The sequence below is a fragment of the Singulisphaera sp. GP187 genome, assembly GCF_900129635.1.
Lineage (GTDB): Bacteria > Planctomycetota > Planctomycetia > Isosphaerales > Isosphaeraceae > Singulisphaera.
The window spans coordinates 94,001-112,987 of the sequence record NZ_FSRB01000003.1 but is presented as its reverse complement, the minus strand read 5'-3'; the positions used below and the strand labels follow the sequence as shown (position 1 = coordinate 112,987).

General features: G+C 64.2%; 15 protein-coding genes. 6 read left to right on the top strand and 9 right to left on the bottom strand.

Annotated elements, in window-relative coordinates:
- Positions 1–211: 211 nt before the first annotated feature.
- A complete protein-coding gene (locus BUS42_RS36425; protein ID WP_074315962.1) occupies positions 212–781 on the top strand; it encodes an elongation factor P in 570 nt (189 codons plus the stop codon).
- A 102-nt stretch (positions 782–883) separates the two neighbouring features.
- Here the strand turns inward: BUS42_RS36425 and BUS42_RS36420 are convergent, their stop codons facing one another.
- The 8 genes from BUS42_RS36420 to BUS42_RS36385 form a co-directional block, all read right to left on the bottom strand.
- Positions 884–1,432: a methylated-DNA--[protein]-cysteine S-methyltransferase gene (locus tag BUS42_RS36420; protein ID WP_074315958.1), complete on the bottom strand. Its 549-nt coding sequence runs from the start codon at positions 1,430–1,432 to the stop codon at positions 884–886.
- A gap of 147 nt (positions 1,433–1,579) precedes the next feature.
- Positions 1,580–4,330: an MMPL family transporter gene (locus BUS42_RS36415; RefSeq protein WP_074315956.1), complete on the bottom strand. Its 2,751-nt coding sequence runs from the start codon at positions 4,328–4,330 to the stop codon at positions 1,580–1,582.
- A gap of 345 nt (positions 4,331–4,675) precedes the next feature.
- On the bottom strand, positions 4,676–5,998 hold the full coding sequence (locus BUS42_RS36410) for a M48 family metallopeptidase (RefSeq protein WP_254054048.1): 1,323 nt from the start codon (positions 5,996–5,998) through the stop codon (positions 4,676–4,678).
- A gap of 27 nt (positions 5,999–6,025) precedes the next feature.
- Positions 6,026–7,435, bottom strand: coding sequence for a M67 family metallopeptidase (locus BUS42_RS36405; RefSeq protein WP_254054047.1), 1,410 nt, complete (start codon positions 7,433–7,435; stop codon positions 6,026–6,028).
- Between the two features lie 108 nt (positions 7,436–7,543).
- Positions 7,544–8,809 (bottom strand): HesA/MoeB/ThiF family protein, encoded by a 1,266-nt coding sequence (locus BUS42_RS36400; protein WP_074315948.1) that lies wholly within the window; start codon positions 8,807–8,809, stop codon positions 7,544–7,546.
- Positions 8,810–9,050: 241 nt separating this feature from the next.
- Positions 9,051–9,833 carry a ubiquitin-conjugating enzyme E2 gene (locus tag BUS42_RS36395; protein WP_254054046.1) on the bottom strand — a complete coding sequence of 261 codons (783 nt, stop codon included), beginning with the start codon at positions 9,831–9,833 and terminating at the stop codon, positions 9,051–9,053.
- 119 nt (positions 9,834–9,952) lie between these two features.
- Positions 9,953–10,252 carry an EsaB/YukD family protein gene (locus BUS42_RS36390; protein ID WP_015245273.1) on the bottom strand — a complete coding sequence of 100 codons (300 nt, stop codon included), beginning with the start codon at positions 10,250–10,252 and terminating at the stop codon, positions 9,953–9,955.
- A 205-nt stretch (positions 10,253–10,457) separates the two neighbouring features.
- Complete coding sequence (locus tag BUS42_RS36385; RefSeq protein ID WP_074315944.1) at positions 10,458–11,285, bottom strand: RING finger protein; 828 nt, start codon at positions 11,283–11,285, stop codon at positions 10,458–10,460.
- 250 nt (positions 11,286–11,535) lie between these two features.
- On the opposite strand from BUS42_RS36385, the gene BUS42_RS36380 reads away from it, so the two are divergent.
- The gene (locus tag BUS42_RS36380) at positions 11,536–12,444 is read left to right on the top strand and encodes a DMT family transporter (RefSeq protein WP_254054045.1); all 909 of its coding nucleotides are present in this window, start codon (positions 11,536–11,538) and stop codon (positions 12,442–12,444) included.
- Between the two features lie 127 nt (positions 12,445–12,571).
- Positions 12,572–12,805: a hypothetical protein gene (locus BUS42_RS36375; protein ID WP_074315941.1), complete on the top strand. Its 234-nt coding sequence runs from the start codon at positions 12,572–12,574 to the stop codon at positions 12,803–12,805.
- Positions 12,806–12,834: 29 nt separating this feature from the next.
- On the opposite strand, the gene BUS42_RS36370 is transcribed toward BUS42_RS36375, so the two are convergent.
- Positions 12,835–14,103, bottom strand: a complete 1,269-nt coding sequence (locus BUS42_RS36370) for a threonine synthase (protein ID WP_074315938.1) — start codon at positions 14,101–14,103, stop codon at positions 12,835–12,837.
- 323 nt (positions 14,104–14,426) lie between these two features.
- Between BUS42_RS36370 and BUS42_RS36365 the strand changes: the two genes are divergently transcribed.
- Genes BUS42_RS36365 through BUS42_RS36355 form a run of 3 tightly spaced genes read left to right on the top strand, consistent with a single transcriptional unit; the run spans position 14,427 to position 18,554 of the window.
- Positions 14,427–15,383 carry an AAA family ATPase gene (locus BUS42_RS36365; protein WP_074315935.1) on the top strand — a complete coding sequence of 319 codons (957 nt, stop codon included), beginning with the start codon at positions 14,427–14,429 and terminating at the stop codon, positions 15,381–15,383.
- Positions 15,383–16,711: a DUF58 domain-containing protein gene (locus BUS42_RS36360; protein ID WP_074315933.1), complete on the top strand. Its 1,329-nt coding sequence runs from the start codon at positions 15,383–15,385 to the stop codon at positions 16,709–16,711. The genes BUS42_RS36365 and BUS42_RS36360 overlap by 1 nt, the downstream gene beginning before the upstream one ends.
- A gap of 22 nt (positions 16,712–16,733) precedes the next feature.
- Positions 16,734–18,554: a DUF4129 domain-containing protein gene (locus tag BUS42_RS36355; protein ID WP_074315932.1), complete on the top strand. Its 1,821-nt coding sequence runs from the start codon at positions 16,734–16,736 to the stop codon at positions 18,552–18,554.
- Positions 18,555–18,987 lie beyond the last annotated feature (433 nt).

Here is an 18,987-nt window from a genome sequence, read left to right as displayed (position 1 = left end):
ACTATCTCTGGCTGGGCTTCGTGTCAACTGAGTGGTCGACCGGCCGGCCCGCGATCGCGTGATCGATCGGGCCGCCGATCCGTCACCTGTTCGGTTGGCTTTGACCGTCGCGAGCGCCTGCCGTATGATAAGAATGCCTGCCCGGTACATGAGTTTTCTGTTTTTTTTCGAGTCTCCATCGCGCTGCGATGGGGCTGGAGGATCGGCCGCCGTGGTTCCCGCCAAAGACTTCAAGCGACGGATGGTGGTTGAGATCGACGGCTCGCCTCATATGATCGAGCAGATCCAGGTTCAGACGCCCTCGGCGCGAGGCGCCGCGACGCTCTACAAGATCAAGGCGCGCAACCTCAAGACCAAGTCGCGCGTCGAGAAAGCCTACCGAGGCACGGACGCACTCAACGAGTCGAGCTTCGAGCGCCGTCCGGTTCAGTTCCTCTACCGTGACCCCGACGGCTGCCACTTCATGGACTCGGCCGACTTCAATCAGTTCTCGTTCACGACCGACGACCTTCGCGACCAACTTCCTTATATGACCGAGAACATGGAAGGGGTCGAGGCGCTCGTCGTCGACGACGAGGTCATCGCGGTCGAACTGCCCGATACCGTGGACCTGCCGATCGTCGAGACCGCTCCCGGCGTCCGGGGAAATTCCGCCACCGGACGAACGAAGCCGGCGACCCTCGCTACCGGCCACATCATCCAGGTACCCGAGCATCTCGAGCAGGGGGTCACCGTTCGAGTCGACACCCGTACCGGCGAGTACCTCGGCCGGGCCAACTAAACCGGTCGTGGCTCGCAAACTTCAGGATCTCGTGACCCACTCCAAAGGCGAGCGGGGAGCTGATCGCTCCCTGCCCGCCTTTTGTCGATTCCAACAGCCCGGTTACTCATCTTGCTCGAGGTCGAGCAACGCTTTCTTGCGTTCGAGCCCCCAGCCGTAGCCGCCGAGTGCGCCCCCTGACGCGACGACGCGGTGGCAGGGGACGAGCAGCGAGACTGGATTGATCCCACAGGCCGCACCGACGGCGCGCGCGGCCCTGGGATGACCGATCGCTGCCGCCACCTCGCCGTAGGATCGCGTCTGGCCCCTCGGAATGGCGCGGAGTGACTCCCAGACCCGTTGCTGAAATGGGGTTCCGCTCGTCATGTCAATGGCCAGGTCGCGGCAGTCATCCTGGCCGTAGAGGAAGGCGGTCACACGAGGGAAGAGGCCTGCGACCGCGGTCTGATCCTCGATGAGCTCGGCACCAGGATAGTGGTGGTGAAGTCGCCCCCGCGCGTGGAGTGCCCCCTCGTCGACGAGGACAAACAAGCCACAGACCCCTCGCTTTGACATCCCCACCAGGATCGGTCCCAGGGGTGACGTACCTGTCCCATGGCGGATGGTCCCGACCGAAGCTCTTGCGCTGGATCGTCCGCCACTGGTCTTCATCGCCAATGCCTCCACCTTGTCGGTTCGATCGAACGAGAACCCGTGTCAAAGCCAGCGTCCCAATCGACCGGACGATCCTGTGATGCGGACGAAGGGGCCGAGCGGGGCAGGGTCGGGGGGCGACCGATCGTTCCGAAAATTGTTCGATCAATCGCTTACGTGAACGAACTGACCCACCGCCCCCACGGGCGATCGCTGCGCGGCCCCCGAACTCCTTGGCCATTGCAGCCGGCTCAAGAGCCAATGGCCGCAGGGGACCAGAATCGGTCGAACGAGCACGGCATCGAGCGTGATTCCCACCACCAGCGCGAATCCGAGCTGACGAAGTGATCCCAGTGGGCTGCTGAGGAACGAGGCGAAGCTGCAGGCGGTAATCGCCGCGGCCGAACTGATCAGTCCGCCCGTCTTCGCGATCGCTTGAACGATTCCTGCGCGGAGCCCGAGCCGACGCGACTCGTCGCGAACCCGGTCCATCAGGAAGACGTTGTAGTCCACCCCCACGGCGACCAGGAGCACGAACAGAAAGTAGGGCACCTTCCAGTCGAGACCTTCGGCACCGAGCCAAGTGACGAACAGGAGGTGAGTGGCTCCGAGCGCGAACATGTAGGTCAGGATCATCGTGGCGACCAGGTTGAGGCATGCCAGCGGGTCGCGTAGGGCCACGAGCAACACGAGGAAGACCCCGATCGGCACGATGAACCAACTCTGGATTTGGTCGGACCGGGTGAGCGCGCGAATGTCCGCCGACTCGGCGTTGGTGCCGCCGATGGTCGCCTTGACCTTCATGCCCTCGACCTCGCCAAGATAGTCGTTGAGACGTCGGCGAAGCGTTTGAACTTGGTCCATGGCTCCCGCCGAGAAGACACGATCGGCCTGGACCAGGTCGATCCGGGCGCGGTGGCCGCTCTTGGTGATGTAGGCGTCGAAGCCCTTCCCCAGCTCGGGGTTGTCACGCAAGGTCTGAGCGTCGATCAGGAGGCGATCGAGCGCGCGACGTCCGACCGGATCAGCCAGGATCGAGGAGACCTCGCGATGGGCGCGGGCCGCCCCTTCCTCGATCTGCGCGGCGCCCTCGGCGGCACGGCTGAGGTCACGAAGCATGGACTGTCGCGGTTGATCGGGTTTGGGATCGCCGTCGGGCGCTGGGGGAGTCGGCTCGCGGTCGGCTGCCGGCTTTCGGGCCGACCACGCGCTCGAACCGACGAAGGCGGCCGAGGCTTGGCGGAATCCTTGGGCCAAGAGGTTCCCGGCGTTCGATGGGGCCGGGTTGACCCCTCCCAAACTCGAAGCGGTCGATGCTTCGTTCATCAATTTCAGGCCGGTGTTCCGTTCCAACCAGAGCGCCGCCCGAATCTTCGCCGCTCCTTCGATCAGACCGTTGCGAAGCTCACCGGCTCCCGAGGCCATTCGAACGAAGCCTTGGTCGACCTCGCCAAGCCGCGAGGCCAGACGCGCCCGCGCCAGGGTCTCGGTACGCCCCAACGGCTGAGTGGCCGAACGCACTTCGACCAGCCTGCGTTGCAGCGTGAGAAACCGGCTGACATCATCGATCAGCGCCAGCCCCTCCGAGCTTCGGAAGCTGGCGTCGGACTCGAGCACGACGGTGAGCGGGGCCATCATGCCGGGTTCAAACTTCTCGGCGATCAGGCGCAGACATTGGGCCGACCGAGTCTCCTTGGGCAATTCGGTCATGAGGTCCTGGACGAAATCCGCACGGAGGCTCATGAGGACCAATGGGATCATGAAGACAAGTGCCAGGGACCAACTCAAGAGCGGACGAGCCATGGCCAGCCGACCCAGCCGCTCCCAGATCCCGGATGCAGGCGCCGTCAGGCCGCTGAACGAACGGGGCCGAAGTCCCGCTAGCAAGACGAGCAGGGCAGGGGTCAAGGTCAGGGTCGCCATCAGGGTCAAAACGAGCCCGATCGCAACGCTCGGACCGGTGCTCGAGAAGAGCTTGAAGTGAGTCGTCCCCATCAAGGAGAGACCCACGATCACCGTTCCGGCGCTGGTCAACAACGCGAGCGAGGATCGCTCGAGAGTCGCCTGCATCGCGCCCGCGGGGTTGTCGGGATTGAAATGCTCGCCGAAACGCCACGAGACAAAGAGGCAGAAGTCGGTGCCGGTGCCGAACAGGATCGCCACCAAAAAGAGCTCGACCAGCGGGGAAATCTCCCAACCCCACTGCGTCATCCAGGCCAGGATCCCGCGCGTGATCACCAAGCTGAGGGCAATCGTGACCAGGGGAACCAGCGCCAACCAAACCGATCGGTAAACCGTCAGCAAGACAGCGAAGAGTAGGAACACCGTGACCAACGCCGCGCGATCGAGCGAGGTCTGGACGCTCGCCATGTAGTCACGTCCCAGGACCGCGTCGCCAGTCCAGAGGATCTCCAGTCCCGAACGAGGGGAGAGGGCGGGGCCGGACGCGATTGCTTGAAGCCAGGCGACCGCCTCCTGCGTGACCGGTGCCACGAACGCGGAACGCATTGGCACCACCACCAGCTCGAGCGACTTGTCCCGACTGAGCAGGCGATCGGCCACCTCGGGTTGCGAGTGGGGACCGAGCACCCGGAGGATCTCGCGGGGCCGCGTCGGGACCGCAAACTGGTTGGCCAGTTGAGCGACGTATTCACGGTCCGAATCAGTAAGGCTCCCGGGGCGGTGGAAACCGACGACCGCCATCGACTCGTACCCTTGGTCGGGCCAAACCTTCGCGACGACCTCGGCCACCTTCCAGCTTTCAGAATTCCGACCGAGCAGCTTCGCTTGCCCCTCGGCGGCCAATTGAGTCAAGTTCGGCGCAAAGAGGCCGACGGCGATCGCCGTCGCAAACCAACCGCTGACCACCCATCCAGGACGCCGGCATGCCAGTCTTCGCCAGAAATCCAGGTTCATTAACCAAGGCTCCCGATTTAAAAAGGTCCCGCTCATTCCGTTGGGAAGGGAGGGACACTCAACACAAATCCAATCGTGGTCACGGAGTGAGCCGGCCGGCGGGGGGATCTGCGCTGGGGGAATCCAGACTGAGATCGAGGGCGGTAGGAATCGAAATCGTTCAGTGGCCGGGCGTCGCAAGGCATTCCAGCAGCCCGATCATGGCAAGCCTCGCCCCGTCGTGCAAGCGACACTTTCTCCAATTCCTGGCCGAAACGGGGCAACGACCCATTCTCGGCCAGGAATTCGTCACCTAAGCTATTGATCCACAAACGTTCGCGTCGCCGGCAGCGCTGAGTCCCAGTTCTATTGGGGAGCCGTGGATTCGGGACCGATCCAGCGGGAATAGTGGAGTGGACGACCCTCCGCCCAGGGGCGGTACGTGTTGCAGAAATCAATCCGCTCCCCAATGCTGGGGTGCGATCCGCGCCAGAACCGGTAGACGAATCCAGGCCGAGGAATCCCCAGATTCTCTTCCTGCAACTTCACGAAGGTGAGCGCGGCCGCGCGGTTCGCGCGCGTGATCTCCAGCGCGAAGCGATCGGCCTCGTGTTCCTGTTGCCGGCTGTAGGCGTTGGCGACGGGACCGAGCGCGAGCGAGGCCAGTTGCAGGAGGAGGAGCAGGAGCGGGATCGAGGCCACGTCGGCAAGCTGGTCAAAACCGAACCGCGCCTTGGCGCGGGCGAGCAGCCAACGCCCGGCCCGGTCGACCCAGAAGAGGCTCGCCAGGGTGATCAAGGAAGAGAGCAAGATCGACCTTGGGACATGGCCAAGCACGTAGTGGCCCATTTCATGGCCCATGACGACCAGGACTTCGTCGTTTTCGAGCCGGGCGAGCAACGTGTCCCAGAGCACGATTCGCTTCGTTCCCAACAGGCCGGTGACGTAGGCATTCACCGCCTTGGTATCCACGCTTTTATTGACTTCGTAGATCCGGCTGCCGTTGATTCCGGCCCGCTCGGCCAGCGCGAGGATCTTATGCTCGAGCGCCTTGTCCTTCATCGGTCCGAAGTCATTGAATAGGGGATCGACCCAGATCGGCTTCAGGAGCACCACGCCAAACAAGAACGGGATCGTTAGGATCGTGGTGAAGAGCCACCAACGTCGAGGACTTCGAAGTATGAGCAGGTAAGGGACCCACGCGAACAGCGCGCTGACCGCCGCGGCGATGCCCGCTTGCTTCACTGAGTTAAAAAACCATTTGTGGAGCGATTGATTGGAGAGGCCGTAGGCGTGTTGCCGGACGTACCCGCGGTAAAAATGAAGCGGGAGGTCGAGCAGAAAGACGACCAAGCAGAACAGGAGAACGTAGATCCCAACAGTGAAAATCCAGCGGCGCCCGATTCGGTGGGCGAGGTCGCGGAGCTTCGCCGAACCGCCGGAAACGAGCAGGGCGGCCGGGACGAGCAACGACCAGAGCTCACCCAGGGCCCAGAGCCAGTTCCCCGTCGCGTGATAACGCACGGCGAGGGCGCTGGGTTGCGGGACGGGGACTGGTGTCAGGTCCTCCGCGATCAGCGTCGAACGCCCGGAAACCGACGGAGCGGCTGGGGCGCTCTCGGCGGCCGGAAGGGGAGGGGAGAGGAGTAGGGTCAGCAGCAGCGCGAGTTTCAGGAGGCGCGAGTTCAAGTCGGTTCGCAATGTCCTCAGGGCCTTTCAGGCGATTCGGTGCGGAGGCGGGTCAATATTGGTGGATTCGTCACTCGGCCTCAGAGCCGACTTGGGTTGCCCGATCAAGGTGAACAAGCCGAGGGCGGTGACCAGGAAGAGCCCCCAACCCGCCGCGGCGGTATACCAGGTTCGATGATAACTGTGGATCAGCGCTTCGACTTTTTCGGCGTCCTTGACGGTCTCGAGGATTGCGTCCTTCTCCGTGATCGCCTGCGCCTTGGTCTTCAATGCGTCTTCGAGGAATGCAAGCCGACCGAGGAGATCGGGCGACGTCTTCCGTTCCTCATTGTATTTTGCGACGGTCTTTTTTGCGGAAGCGTATTCTTTGGTGAGCTTGAGGTTATCGGCCTCGAGCTTTTGGGATCGATCGGTGAGCGCGGCATCGATCGTCTTCGCCCGCTCCGCCTCTTTACGTGCCTCGTCGCGTTCGCGGACCACGTGATTGTACCGTGCGGTGAATTTGTCGGGATGGCCGTCGCTCGCCTCGTCGAGCAGGCTATCGAGCGCCAGACGTTGCGCGGAGACGATCTCCCCGGTGCTTTCCTGGAGGTCCTTGAGCGTCCGCGCCTGGTCCGCGACCTCCTGGTACATCTGGTAGAGGACGAGGCCGGCGGCCAGCACGAGCATCCCGACCAGACTGCCGATCAGACTGAAGAGCACGGCCGTCTGGGTGCGGTCGACGGTCGTGGCGTGGTGGGTGACTGGTCGCGTGAGCATGGCGATTAGCTGGGCCTCCAGTCGAGGGGAGAGGCCCCCACCGCCGCCTTCGGCGTTGGGGAAGTTTTCCAGGTCATTGACCAACCGCGTCAGGGCAATGCGGTCGGCCCGGTCGGTGTAGAGGTAGTATCCCTCGACTTCTTCGAGCTCCCCGTCGCGCCACTGGAAGAACCCGCGGGTCTGGCGGATCGGGTCGACCACGTAAGCAACTTGAAGCGGCTGAGCGAAGAAGTGGCGATGGATGAACTGGTCGTGACTCGAGAGGAAGATGCCGAAATCCGGATGGGTATGATACCAGCCGACGATGTCCAGGTCGGGATGTAACCGGTCGCGCTCCCGGGTGATCTCTTCCCATGAGTCATGGGTATAGGTGAAACTGGCCTGGGTGTTCTCGTAGTGCTTCGCTTCCAAGGACCGCGTGACCATGACGAAGGGGAGCCCGGTCTTTTCGTCGAGGCACTCCTTACCGAGCAAGATCCCACCCAACTCGACCGAGGTATCGCGTAAGGCGTGCCGCTCGATCAGGTCGGCCGTCTCGCGATCGAGGTAGATCGGGAGGTCGATCACTCCCGGCAGGCCATAGGCCAGGCAGGCCCAGCGGCGATCGCGATCGGGCCGGCAGCGCCGCTCGGGCTCGCGATACTTCACGTCGTCAAAAACCATTTCGTCGTGGCTCAAACCGCTCGCCCTTCCCGTCGCCGGCCTCGAAAGGCCTTCACTGGAGTCGTGAGTCAGGATCGGACTTCCCACCCCAACTTACCACGATACCATGATCTGTCCGTCGACCTAGGCTCTCATGGGGTGGTTCGGTGTTTCCTGCGGGCCGGCCTCGAGCCACCCTCGATCCCCGGCCAGGAGAAAAAAGGCCGACTCGTCGACGCCGTCGACCCGGACAATATCGTAGTGCGGGATGCCGACATCCGCGAGCGCTCGGGTGGCCAGTGGAGAATCCTCCGCCAGCGCGCTCACGATCTCCGGTTGGGCCGGTTCGTTGCAGGTCGGGCAAATCGACTCGGCCTGGGAAACGCGGGTTCTCGGCCGATGGATTTCGCTGTGCCAGCCGCATCGGGGACAGTCGATCGAGACGACGAGCTCGCGTTCGAGGGCCAAGGTCAACGGTCCGGCCAGGCCCGTTTGACGCGCGGCCGCGAAGAGGTCGGCGACCGGCCGGAGCGCGCCCAGCGGCAGCTCGATCGGTTTGGGGTAGGTCTCGTGACTGAGACAATCGGGTCGAAAGGGAAGCCGGGTCGTGTAGAACTGGTTCGTGACCCCGTTGAAAACCATCGCGCTGCCAGCGGCGACCGGGAGGCCGTGAATGATTTTGAGCGCCTCCTGCACTTCGAGCGCCCCCATCATCGAGGCAATCGTGGGGGCCGTGGGGACCTTCCCCTCCATGATCTGATCGCGACGAAGCAAGGGACAACTGTATCGAAGGTTCAAGAGCTGATAGTCGCGCTCGGTCATCGCGCATTCATAGCAGGCGGAATCGGGGGGGACGAAGACCTTCACGACCCCCTGGATTTCTTGGATCCCCGAATCGACCCAGGGGGTTCCCACCTTCCAGCACTGCCGATTGACCCAGAGCCGCGCCTCACGGTTGTCGAGGCAGCCGATCACGACATCAACGTCCGCGAACAGACCGAGGCCGACGTCGGTGATCACATCTCCTTTGAGCGGGATGATCCGGACATCGGGATTGATCTCAGTCGCGCGTTGCGCCCCCACCTCCGCCTTGCCCCGGCCGCCATCCTCGGTACGGAAGAGGACCGACCGCGACAGATTGGAAGGTTCCACGTCGTCGAGATCGATGACATAAACGGTCCCGACCCCCAGGAGCGCGAGATTCTTGAGTACCTCATTCCCGAGCGCGCCGGCACCGACCACGAGCACCCGCGCGGCGGCGAGCCGTTCCTGCCGCCACCACGGAATCAGCCGGAGCCGCGAGTAACGGTCGGCGTCGTCGATGATCAAGGAAGGGGGGGCATCGGTGTCCGCCACCGACTCCGCATCGGGAAGCTCTTCGTCGAGGAACGTCAGTGGGGAGTCATCCATGGAGCATTCACCGAGGGTGAGTCGCGAAATGGCGGGACATGTTCACGCGACACAAAAATGATTGCCGAAAGTGACAAAAGTCAGTGCCATGAAACCCCGACGCGCGGGTGGGTCGTAGCGTCTTCGTGGCGTAAAGAGATCATGAGCTGAGTGGGTCCCGAATTCAAGGGTCTCGGCGCCTGGCGATGAAGGGTCGCCAGTTCGAGCTGCCAAGCATCTCAATCACCGAGGTGTCAAGCCTCTAATCGATGAAGACGATTTCATCACCTGGTCCTGATCCTGGTCGAGGACCAGGCGGGGCGGGGCGCAGATCTACCTCCATATCGAGGATAATCATCCCCTCGGGTCCTGCCACACCCGACCCGTTCCAGGCCTCGGGAACTTGGGGGCTCGACTCGGCAAGCGTCGGTTTGAGTGCGCTCAAATCGGACGCAAACTTCCGGACAAAGTCCGCGTACTTTCCCGCCCGGGAGCCGGGGACCGGATTCGATGAACTCTTGGGGGCGGCCGGTTCCTGGGACGCCGGTTCCGACTCCACTGACGGAGCGGGAACGGCAGCGGCAGAAGGGTGGGAGTCGACCCGGCCGAGCGCGACCCTGAGGTCGCGGAGCGCCCGCGCGTCGAGTGGAAAGAGGAACGAACTCTGGTTGGCGACCCAGAGGGCGGCCTCGCGATTGTAGGGGCTCCTGATGTCGTAGTTGTGGAATCGAGCCATGTCCCAGAGCATACCGCAGAGTTCGTCGAGGTTGAGGCTGGGCACCCAGTGGGTTCCATACCCTCCCAGGCAAACCATGCCGATCTCCGAGATGTTGGGATGATAGATCGGCGTGAGCCAGCGGATTTCGGGCATCGTCCGCGGGTAGGACGAGCCGAGTTTGATCTCGACCTCGTGGCGGTCGCGGATCGAGACCTTGCCCCGCTCGCGAGCGAGGCTCCGGCCCCGAAACTCGACCACGTAGCGCTGCGCCGGCTTTCCCTCGGCCCGGAACCGAAGGACCGAGCTTTCCGACCCCAGCCGCTCCATGGCAGTGAAGTCGTTGCGAAGACGTCGGATGCGAGGTGATTCGTACATGGTTCGGACGAGCCCAACGCGTCAAGAAGAAAGCAGGATGGTGCCTTACGTTGTCTGGAACCGTGGAACGGTCAGGAACGCCCGGCGACAACCTCGGGATAGACGATCAGGTGATCGCCGTTCTGAACTCCGGCCTCCACCAGCGTATGGCTCTCGATCAGTCGTCGCCCGCCCTCTTTATGGTCGAGCGAATAACTCATCGGTTGGCCGTCCGGACTGGTGGTCGGTAAGTTCATCTTGGTGATAATATTCGGGAGAATTCGGCTGACTGGTACGCTAAACGCGATGACCGCCTTGACCGACTTCGCCCCAGTCTGGTCCAGGAACGTCACCTGAATCCCGGTGGGATCGGCATTTCCGCCGTATGACATGGTCAGGATACCTCCTCAGCATCTCATTCGCTGGTCAAACGACAATATTGGGTGGAGACGCCGGGATTCTTCGGCGTTCGCGACGGACAGGTGTTGCCAGGATACCCGGTGCCCATCCGGGCCGGAACAGCCGACGCGTGGGAATCGATCCGTGTTCCCCCACGCGATTCATCGAAGGGCCTTCTCCTGTGAACGGTGACGCCTGTCAGGCCGAGACGCTCTGTTTGCCGGTGCAGCCATAGATCGAGCACGTCCCGACGTATTCCCAGCAGTCACGATGATGGAGCGTCCGGCAGACTGCGCAGCGGACGCTCGGCCCGTTGATCGCCTCTCCGCAAACCTTGCAGATGGGCGGACCGGCATCCTCAGCGGACGCGGGACCGACGGCGACGATCGAGACCCCTTGCGACATCCGCGCAGTCACGCCCAGTTGCAGGCCGTCATGGATTAAAAGCGTTTCGTGCACGGCGTGAGCGAGCGACTCGGCGTGGAGTCCGAGGTTGCGATCGATCTGGACCAGCAGTCGTTCCGGATTGATCGAGATCAGGATCCCGCTCGGAGGGGCCAGTCGCTGTAAATTGCCGATCGACCAGCGGACCGCCGGGGAGAGGAACTCGACGGCCATCTCGGGATCGTTGGCCTGAACCACGAAGCCGCGGTCGAACTCCTGGTCGCCGATCCTGACCAGGCGTGTCCCCTTGGGCGCTTGCGCGGGGGCAGGACGGGTGATCGGCGCCAATTCGAACCGAAACGGCAAGCCATTGCGGAACCGAGCCACCACCCGGGTCCTAGGATTATGAGGTTGGCCATTGATTTGTGGGGCCAATCCCACCCGGACGTTCGAGCCTTTGTAGGAGAAGCTGACGGTGGGCGGGTCGGAGAGGCCCCGACTTTCGTATTTGCCTTGATAACGCGCCGCGAGCTGGCGGTACGAGCGATAGCGATTGCCTGTCAGCCAGGCGCCGGCCGTCGCGCCCAGGCGGATCACCAGGTAAACCAGCAGGACGATGGCGCCGAGGACCACCAGGTGCATGGCGCGTATCCCTTTGACGTTCGACTCGCGGAACCGACCCCCGAGCGACTGTTTGGGAGTCCCTTCTCTTCAACGATAGCAGAATGGGGCCGGCTTGTGCCCCTCCAAAAGGTCGTGAATCAGCGACCGTGTTGCTCTGATTTTACTGTTGTCGCATCGAAAGGCAATTCCCAGACGCCTATTCGGAACGGGTCGTGAACCGTACCATTTGGCCGGGTTTGATTGCGAGCCGATGACCGAGGAGATCAGCGTGGATTGGGTGTTGGACGATCACCGGAAAGCGGCGCGGTCTGGGCGCCGATACGTGCTTGGCGCGGCCGCGCTCTGGAGCCTGGGGGGAGTGTTTGCCAAGGCGCTCGACCTCGACGGCCTGACGGTTGCCTTTTACCGTAGCCTGTTTGCGGGCTTGGTCTTGTTGCCGTTCGTCCCCGCGTCGCGTCGTGTCATCCGGCCGACGATGATCCCGCTCGGATTCACCTTCGGCGCCATGACCGGGCTCTACCTCAGCGCGGTCATGACAACGACCGCCGCCAACGCCATTTTTCTCCAGTGCACGGCGACGATCTGGACGATCCCGCTCAGTGCCTGGCTCCTGAGAGAACGTCCGGACCGCCGGTCGATCGTCGGGATCGCGCTTGCCTCGCTCGGCGTCGTGGCCATTGTCTTCTACGGGTACGACGGCCGGCCCAATGAAGGGCAGGGGATCGCACTTGGCCTCGCCAGCGGCGTGGGCTACGCGGGAGTGGTTGTTGGACTTCGAGGATTTCGCGACCTCGACCCGATCTGGCTGAGCGCCTTCAACAACCTGGCTGCATCGGGCACTCTCGCACTCTGGATCCTCCTGACCCGCGGCTCAATTCAAGTGCCCCCCGCTTCGACGATCGTCCTGCTCGTGGTGTTCGGAACAATCCAGATGGCGATCCCTTACGGATTGTTCGCCCGAGGGCTCCGCGACATCGGCGCTCCCGAGGCGGGTCTCCTCGGCCTGCTTGAGCCGGTGCTCGCCCCGATCTGGGTTCTCCTGGTCATTGGCGAACGCCCCGCCGTTCCCACCATCGTCGGCGGCCTCTTTCTGCTCGTCGGAGTCGCCTGCCGCTACTGGCCCGTAACATCCCGCAACCTCGTGGTCGCCGAGGCCGTGCACGAGCACTTGGACTAAGTTCGGGACGAGATTGACGGGTTCGCCGAAGTTCGTAGGATTTTGGCGGCCTTGGCCACGGGAGTCGGATTCCCATGTCAGAATTGAGCCGTTCCTGACTGAAAACCGCGATCGGGAGACCCGGACGATGAGGAAATCAAAGCCAACCACGTTGAAGGAACGACTTTCAGCCGTCCTTGGGTGGACGTTGATCGTCATCGGTTCGGCGATCGTCCTTCAGACGGTCGCGCACCTTGATGACTTGTTTGCTGGACACCTTGAAGCGCCAATTCCCCCGTCGGCCGCGATCGCGGCGGCCCTGGCGATAGCGCTTCTGGTGGCGGGTGTGAGCCACCTTCGGCCGTGTCGCCAGGTTGTCTGAAGGGGGCGCGAATGAAGGGGGATTTTCCCTCAGAGCCCCCCGTCCAGCAGCATCCGGATATTGGGCAAGGACTTCTCGGCGGCGGCGGTGTTCACCAGGACGACGCGATCTCCCTTGCGAATCAGACCGCGATCGGCCATTTCCGGCAATGCGGCAAGGGTTGCGGCGCCCTCGGGTGACCAGGCGAAGCGTCGGTCCCGCCACTCGTCGCGGATGACCGTGCGAATCGCGTCGTCGGTCACGGCGATGGCGGCCCCTCCCGACTCGCGAATGATGCGCAAGACGTTGATGTGCCCGACGTTCCGCGCCACATTCAAGCCCGTGGCGATGGTCGTGCCGGGGGGCAGGGGGGTGATGTCATCCGCCCCTTCGTCGAAGGCGCGAACGATCGGGGTCGTCGCCGAGCTCTGGACGCAGACCATCCGGGGCCGTTCGTCGCCCACCAGGCCAAGCGCCTGGAGTTCGTCGAACGCCTTGGCCATCCCGACGACACCGGTGCCCCCTCCCGTCGGATAAACGATCACGTCGGGGAGTTTCCAGACCCGTTCCGCCAGTCGATCGCCGGCGGGCTCCGCCATTTCCAGGCCGAGCGTCTTCTTGCCCTCGGTGCGCCAACCCGGCTCTTGAAACGTGGCGACGCTGAAATAGCCGGCCGGCACATAATGGTCGCGAATTCGCTGGGCCGATTCGACGATCGTACCCGCCACAAGCTCCAGCGTGATCAGCGCCGGGTGGAGCTTGGCGTAGGCCGCCACCTTGCCCAGGATCGGCAGGTCGGTGTCGGGCGACATGACGATCGCCGCCTCGAGTCCGCCCGCCACCGCGTATTCGGCCAGCGCGTCTCCCGCATTTCCTTGGGTGGGGACGGCCAGTCGAGACAGACCGAGGGCCTTGGCCATCGAGACCGTCACGGCCATCCCCCGGTCTTTAAACGAGAGTGTCGGGTTATGGCCGAAGCCCGGGTACGGCTTCCCTTCGTCCTTCACCTCGAGCCGACATCCCAGCCGATCGGCCCAGGGGTGGGCGTAGGGAAGACTGGGCGTATTTCCTTCTCCCAGGGAAACGACGTGACGACAATCGTCGGGATCGGCGACGTCGAGCGGTAAGAGGCCACCGAACCGCCAAAGGTCGTGGCGCGATGGGTCCCACCCACCGTCGCGGCCCCGCTCGGACTTGAGTCGGTCGATATCGAGAACCACCTGGACCGGACGCCCGTCACGCTCGCACAAGTTCATGAGGCGATCGGCCGGATACGTGGCACCGCAGGTGGGACATCCCAGGTGGGAAACAAATCGCATCACTCGCTCCCGACTTCGATGGCCTGAATTACGACGTCCTTCGAGGATCGTACGCACTTTAACCGATCAGCAACGGGCACGCACCAGCCCAGGCCATCCATAACGGGTTGAGCTCCTCCCCATGGTCAGACCTGCAGCCGTTACCTAAGATCACGGATCTCGACGTTTTTTACATTTGTCAGACTTCGGTCTTGCTTTCGATCTCGAGAATTCCAATAGTAGGACTTTTGTCTGGGGTCGGCGGGTTCCACGCTCGACCGCGTAGGCGGCAGGGTTCGCCGTCCGGCCCGACGAGGCGCCCGACTGGGGGGGGAGGCAGTGGCATGACGGAAGTCACGGCGGCCGGCAAGCGGATTGTCGCCAATATTGAGAAGGTCGTCGTCGGCAAGCGTCCGGAGATCCTCCTGGCTCTGGTGGCTTACTTCGCCGAGGGCCACATCCTGCTCGAGGACGTGCCGGGCGTGGCCAAGACGATGCTGGCGCGGGCGTTGGCCCGGAGCGTCGGGGCGACGTTCAAGCGGGTGCAATGCACGCCGGACCTGCTGCCGTCGGACGTGACGGGGGCATCGATCTTCAACCCGAAGACGACGCAGTTCGAGTTCAGGCAGGGCCCGATCTTCGCGCAAATCGTGCTGGCCGACGAGATCAACCGCGCCACCCCGAGAACCCAGTCCGCGCTGCTGGAGGCGATGGCGGAGCGCAGTGTCTCGGCTGACGGAACGACGTACGACCTGACGCCGCCGTTCCTGCTGATCGCCACTCAGAACCCGGTGGATCACGAGGGAACCTTCCCACTCCCCGAGGCGCAGCTCGACCGGTTCCTGGTCCGGCTCAATCTCGGTTACCCGTCGGCCGAGGAAGAGGCGTCCATGCTCGGGCGGTTGCAACTCCGCCATCCGATCGACGATCTCCAGGCGGTGGTGACCGCCGAGGAAGTCCTCCAGTGCCAGCAGGCGGTGCGGTTGGTCCGCGTGGACGATAAGCTTTGCCGGTATGTCGTCGACTTGATTCGTCGCACTCGCGCGCATCCCGACGTCTTGCTCGGGGGCAGCCCGAGAGCCTCGTTGGCCCTTCATCGCGCCTCGCAGGCCGTGGCGGCGGTTCGAGGGCAGGACTTCGTCACTCCCGACGACGTCAAGCGGATGGCCCCGGCCGTTCTGAGCCATCGGATCATCCTCAAGCCCGAGAGCCGGCTCCGGAAGGTCACGGCCCGGTCGGTGATTGAAGAGGTTCTCGACGCGGCCGTCGTGCCGATGGGTGGAGCGAGGGTCATGGCCTGATGCGCTCGGTCTTCGTCGTCATCCTGGTTCTCGTGGTTGCGGTCGCGTTCGACCTTGGCCTCCTTGCCGGCGCGATGCTGGCGCTGTCGGGCCTGATGCTCGTCAGCCGGTTCCTCGCACGGTCGTGGATCGCCAACCTGGAGGCGACGCGGGACTGCAACCGGACCGAGGCCGAGATCGGTCAGTCGATCGCGTTCGTGACGACGCTGCGCAATTGCGGGCGGCTGCCGATCGCCTGGGTCCTGATCGAGGAGATGCTGCCCCGCGCGGCGATCACGTCGCGGCCCCCGCGGATCGAGGTCAAGGGGCGTCGCCTGGCCGTGGCGATGCTCGGGCCGCTCGGCCGCAAAACGCTGAACTATCAGCTCCACTTCACGATGCGGGGATATTACCAGGTGGGTCCGCTTGTGTTGGAGACGGGCGACCTGTTCGGCCTCCACCGCCGGTTCCGGATCGCGACCGATCCGGTCTACGTCGTCGTCTATCCCAAGGTCGTGCCACTTCCGGGCTACGACCTGGCGTCGCGTCGGCCGATCGGTGAGATCAAGCTGACGCATCGGCTGTTCGAGGACCCGACGCGGATCGCCGGTGTGCGCGCGTATCAGCCCGGCGACCCGCTCAACCGTGTGCACTGGGCGGCCACGGCGCGGACCGGGACGTTGCATAGTAAGGTCTACGACGCCTCGACGATCGCCGGCGCGACGATCCTGCTCGACTTCCACCGCGACGCCTATCCAGCCCGGAACGAGCCGGGCCGCTCCGAACTGGCTGTCACCACCGCGGTGGCGCTGGCCAACGCAGTGAGCCTGATGGGGCAGCCCGTCGGCCTGATGACCAACGGCCGGGACGCCGCCGAGCGCGTTCGCCAGCGCGACGAGATCGCGTGGCGGCAGCCCGGGCTTGGCTCCGATCGCGCGGCGATCCACCGAACGGCCGCGATGCGCGAGGACGACGACCGGCTCCGCCCGCTGATCGTCCCGGTCGGCCGCGGTCCCGAAACCTTCGCGCGGATTCGTGAGGTCATGGCCCGGGTTGAGCTGTCCGACGCCTTGAGCTTCGACCGCCTGGTCATCGAAGTCGAGTCGCGGATGCCCCGCGACGCGACGGTCGTCGCCATCCTGGCTCAGGTCACTCCCGAAACGGCCGAGGCACTGGGCCGGCTCAAACGCCAGGGGTTCGCCGTGAGCGTGGTGCTTCTGGCGTTCGACGAGATCGAGCGGATCGACGGTGCCGGGCCGCTGATCGCCCAGGGCCTGGCCGTCCGCGCCGTGTCCGACGAGAACGAGCTGCATGGTTTCTGCGAGCTTCAGTTCGTGACGCCGCTCTAAAACGGATTCGGAGTCTCCCCCAATGGCCCGCGCGCAATCCCAGGGCACTCTGGTTGACCACCTCGTCGCCGCGATCGTGCCGGCCCTGATCATGGTCATGGTCGGCGGACTGATGTTTTTCCTGCTCGACCTCTGGTACGAAGGTCCGTTCCTGGCCCGACTCCGTTGGATTCTCTTCTGGTTCGTGTTCGGGATCGTGCTCATCACGCGGGTCGGCATGCAGATCGGTGGCGAACAAGCCAAGGGCTACGGCCTGGCTCTCGGCGGCGCCGTGGGACTGGTGGCCACGTCGTTGGCGGGGTTCCAGCCGTTCCTGCTGGCGATGTTGGGCTTCGTCTGGTGGGTGACTCACAAACTGACCTACGACTGCACCCTGGTCGACGAGGACCAGGATGCCGGCGTCGGCCTGCTCCAGGAGAGCGGACTCGATGCTTCAGCCGCGGCGTCGGCCTACGCGCAGGACGACCCGGAAGGTATGGACGCTTCGCTCCTGCCCCGTCGCCCCTGGTGGAAGCCTTGGGGACGCGAACTGGGCGAGGCCTACCGTCCCCACCCGCCGGGCGTCTGGCTCATCTACTTCGCGCTTGCCTCGCTTCCGGTCTTTGGTCTGGGCCAGTGGCTCGTGCCGACCGTCGAAGCGGAGCGTCGCTCCGGGCTCTTTCTCTACTTTTTGGCCTACCTCGCCAGTGCGATGGGCCTGCTGCTGGCGACGAGCTTCCTCAACTTGCGCCGCTACCTCAGGAGGCGCAAGCTCGCGATGCCCGGGGCGATGACGACGACTTGGCTGACGACGGGCGCAGTCATGATCGTGGGACTGACCGTCGCCTCGGCAGTCGTGGTCCCGTCGCTTTCGGGGTTTCGGACGATGAGCGGCTCGTCGTTCGCGTCGAGCGACCGCCGCGCCTCGCGGTGGGCGATGCTCAAGGACGGTGGCGTCGAGGGCGAAGGGGCCCCGAGCCAGGGGGACGCCGCTTCGAAATCCGCGCGTCCGCAACCCGAATCCGGCGAGCCCGAGGGCTCGGGGAAGACCAACGATCCCAACGCCGCGCGGCAGACCAACGGTCCGGGACGCCAGGGGGGAAAGAGTGGCCCAGGACGTTCGAAGGCGGGCGCCGCCCGCGGCAAGCCTTCCGCGGCGAAAGCTGGCGGTGCGGGTCAGCAGGACCGGAACGACGGACCGGGCAGGGGGCAGGATCAGGCCGGCCGGAAGCAGGAACCTGAATCCGGACAAGGTGACTCGTCGCCGCCGGCGGATCAAGCGCCGACCCCCCCCGTGCAACCGCCCACGCTCTCGTTTCAGGCCCCGAGTTGGCTGCGCATCCCGATCCTCATCGCCGGGATCGTGTTCTTATGTTTTGGCGCCGTTCGTTACGGCCCGGGGTTGCTCCAGGGCCTCCTGGCGATGATCGGGGCGCTGCTGGGAGGTCTCTGGTTCGGTGGGCCGAGAGCCCCGAAACCGAAGCAAAAAGCCGAGGCTTCGACCGCGCCGGAGCCGCCCGCTCGGCCGTTTGCTTCGTTCGCGAACCCGTTCGACACGGGGCTTGACCGCCAGTTCACGCCCGATGACCTCGTCGTCTACAGCTTCGAGGCGCTGGAAGCCTGGGCGTACGAGCACGACCTGGGCCGCTCACCGCACGAGACGCCCACCGAGTTCGTCCGGCGGCTGGGAGAGGCCCGGCCCGCCCTCGGTTCGGATGCCGTACGTCTGGCGTCCTATTTCGTCGCGATCACCTACGGCCGGCGGGGCTTCAACGCGGATGTCCTGCTACCGCTCCGAAAGTTCTGGCGGGCGATTGAGGCGGGGGGATCGCCCGCGCTCGCAGGGCAGGCCGCCGGGGTCTGACCCGAACTCGCCCGCGAGTCATGACCATGAGTCGGGGAGTGACTCCCTCAGAGCTTCGCCGATTTCACCGGCCAAGACTGACGATCGCGACAGCCGTTCGACTCTGCGTACGCTTTCCCTTGGGTCGGTGCGCGATCACTCCAAATCGATGCAAACCCCGACCGAGCGACTTGCCCTGGGAATTTGCGTGAATCATTGGTCGAGCGAAATCTGACGAAATATCCCCCAACCGTCGTCGGAATGATCCGCCTCATCGTCGCGTGCGGGAAGCCTCATCTCCAGAATCGTCGATCCTTTGGCCCTGCGTCAAGGGCCACTCCAGCGTTCAACAGACTCGTGGGCGTGGCTCTTGCTGACATGACTCTTCCCTTGCCGGGAATCGATGAGGGCGTGCGAGCGACTCAGCATTGAGTCTCGTCGGGCGGGCATGTCC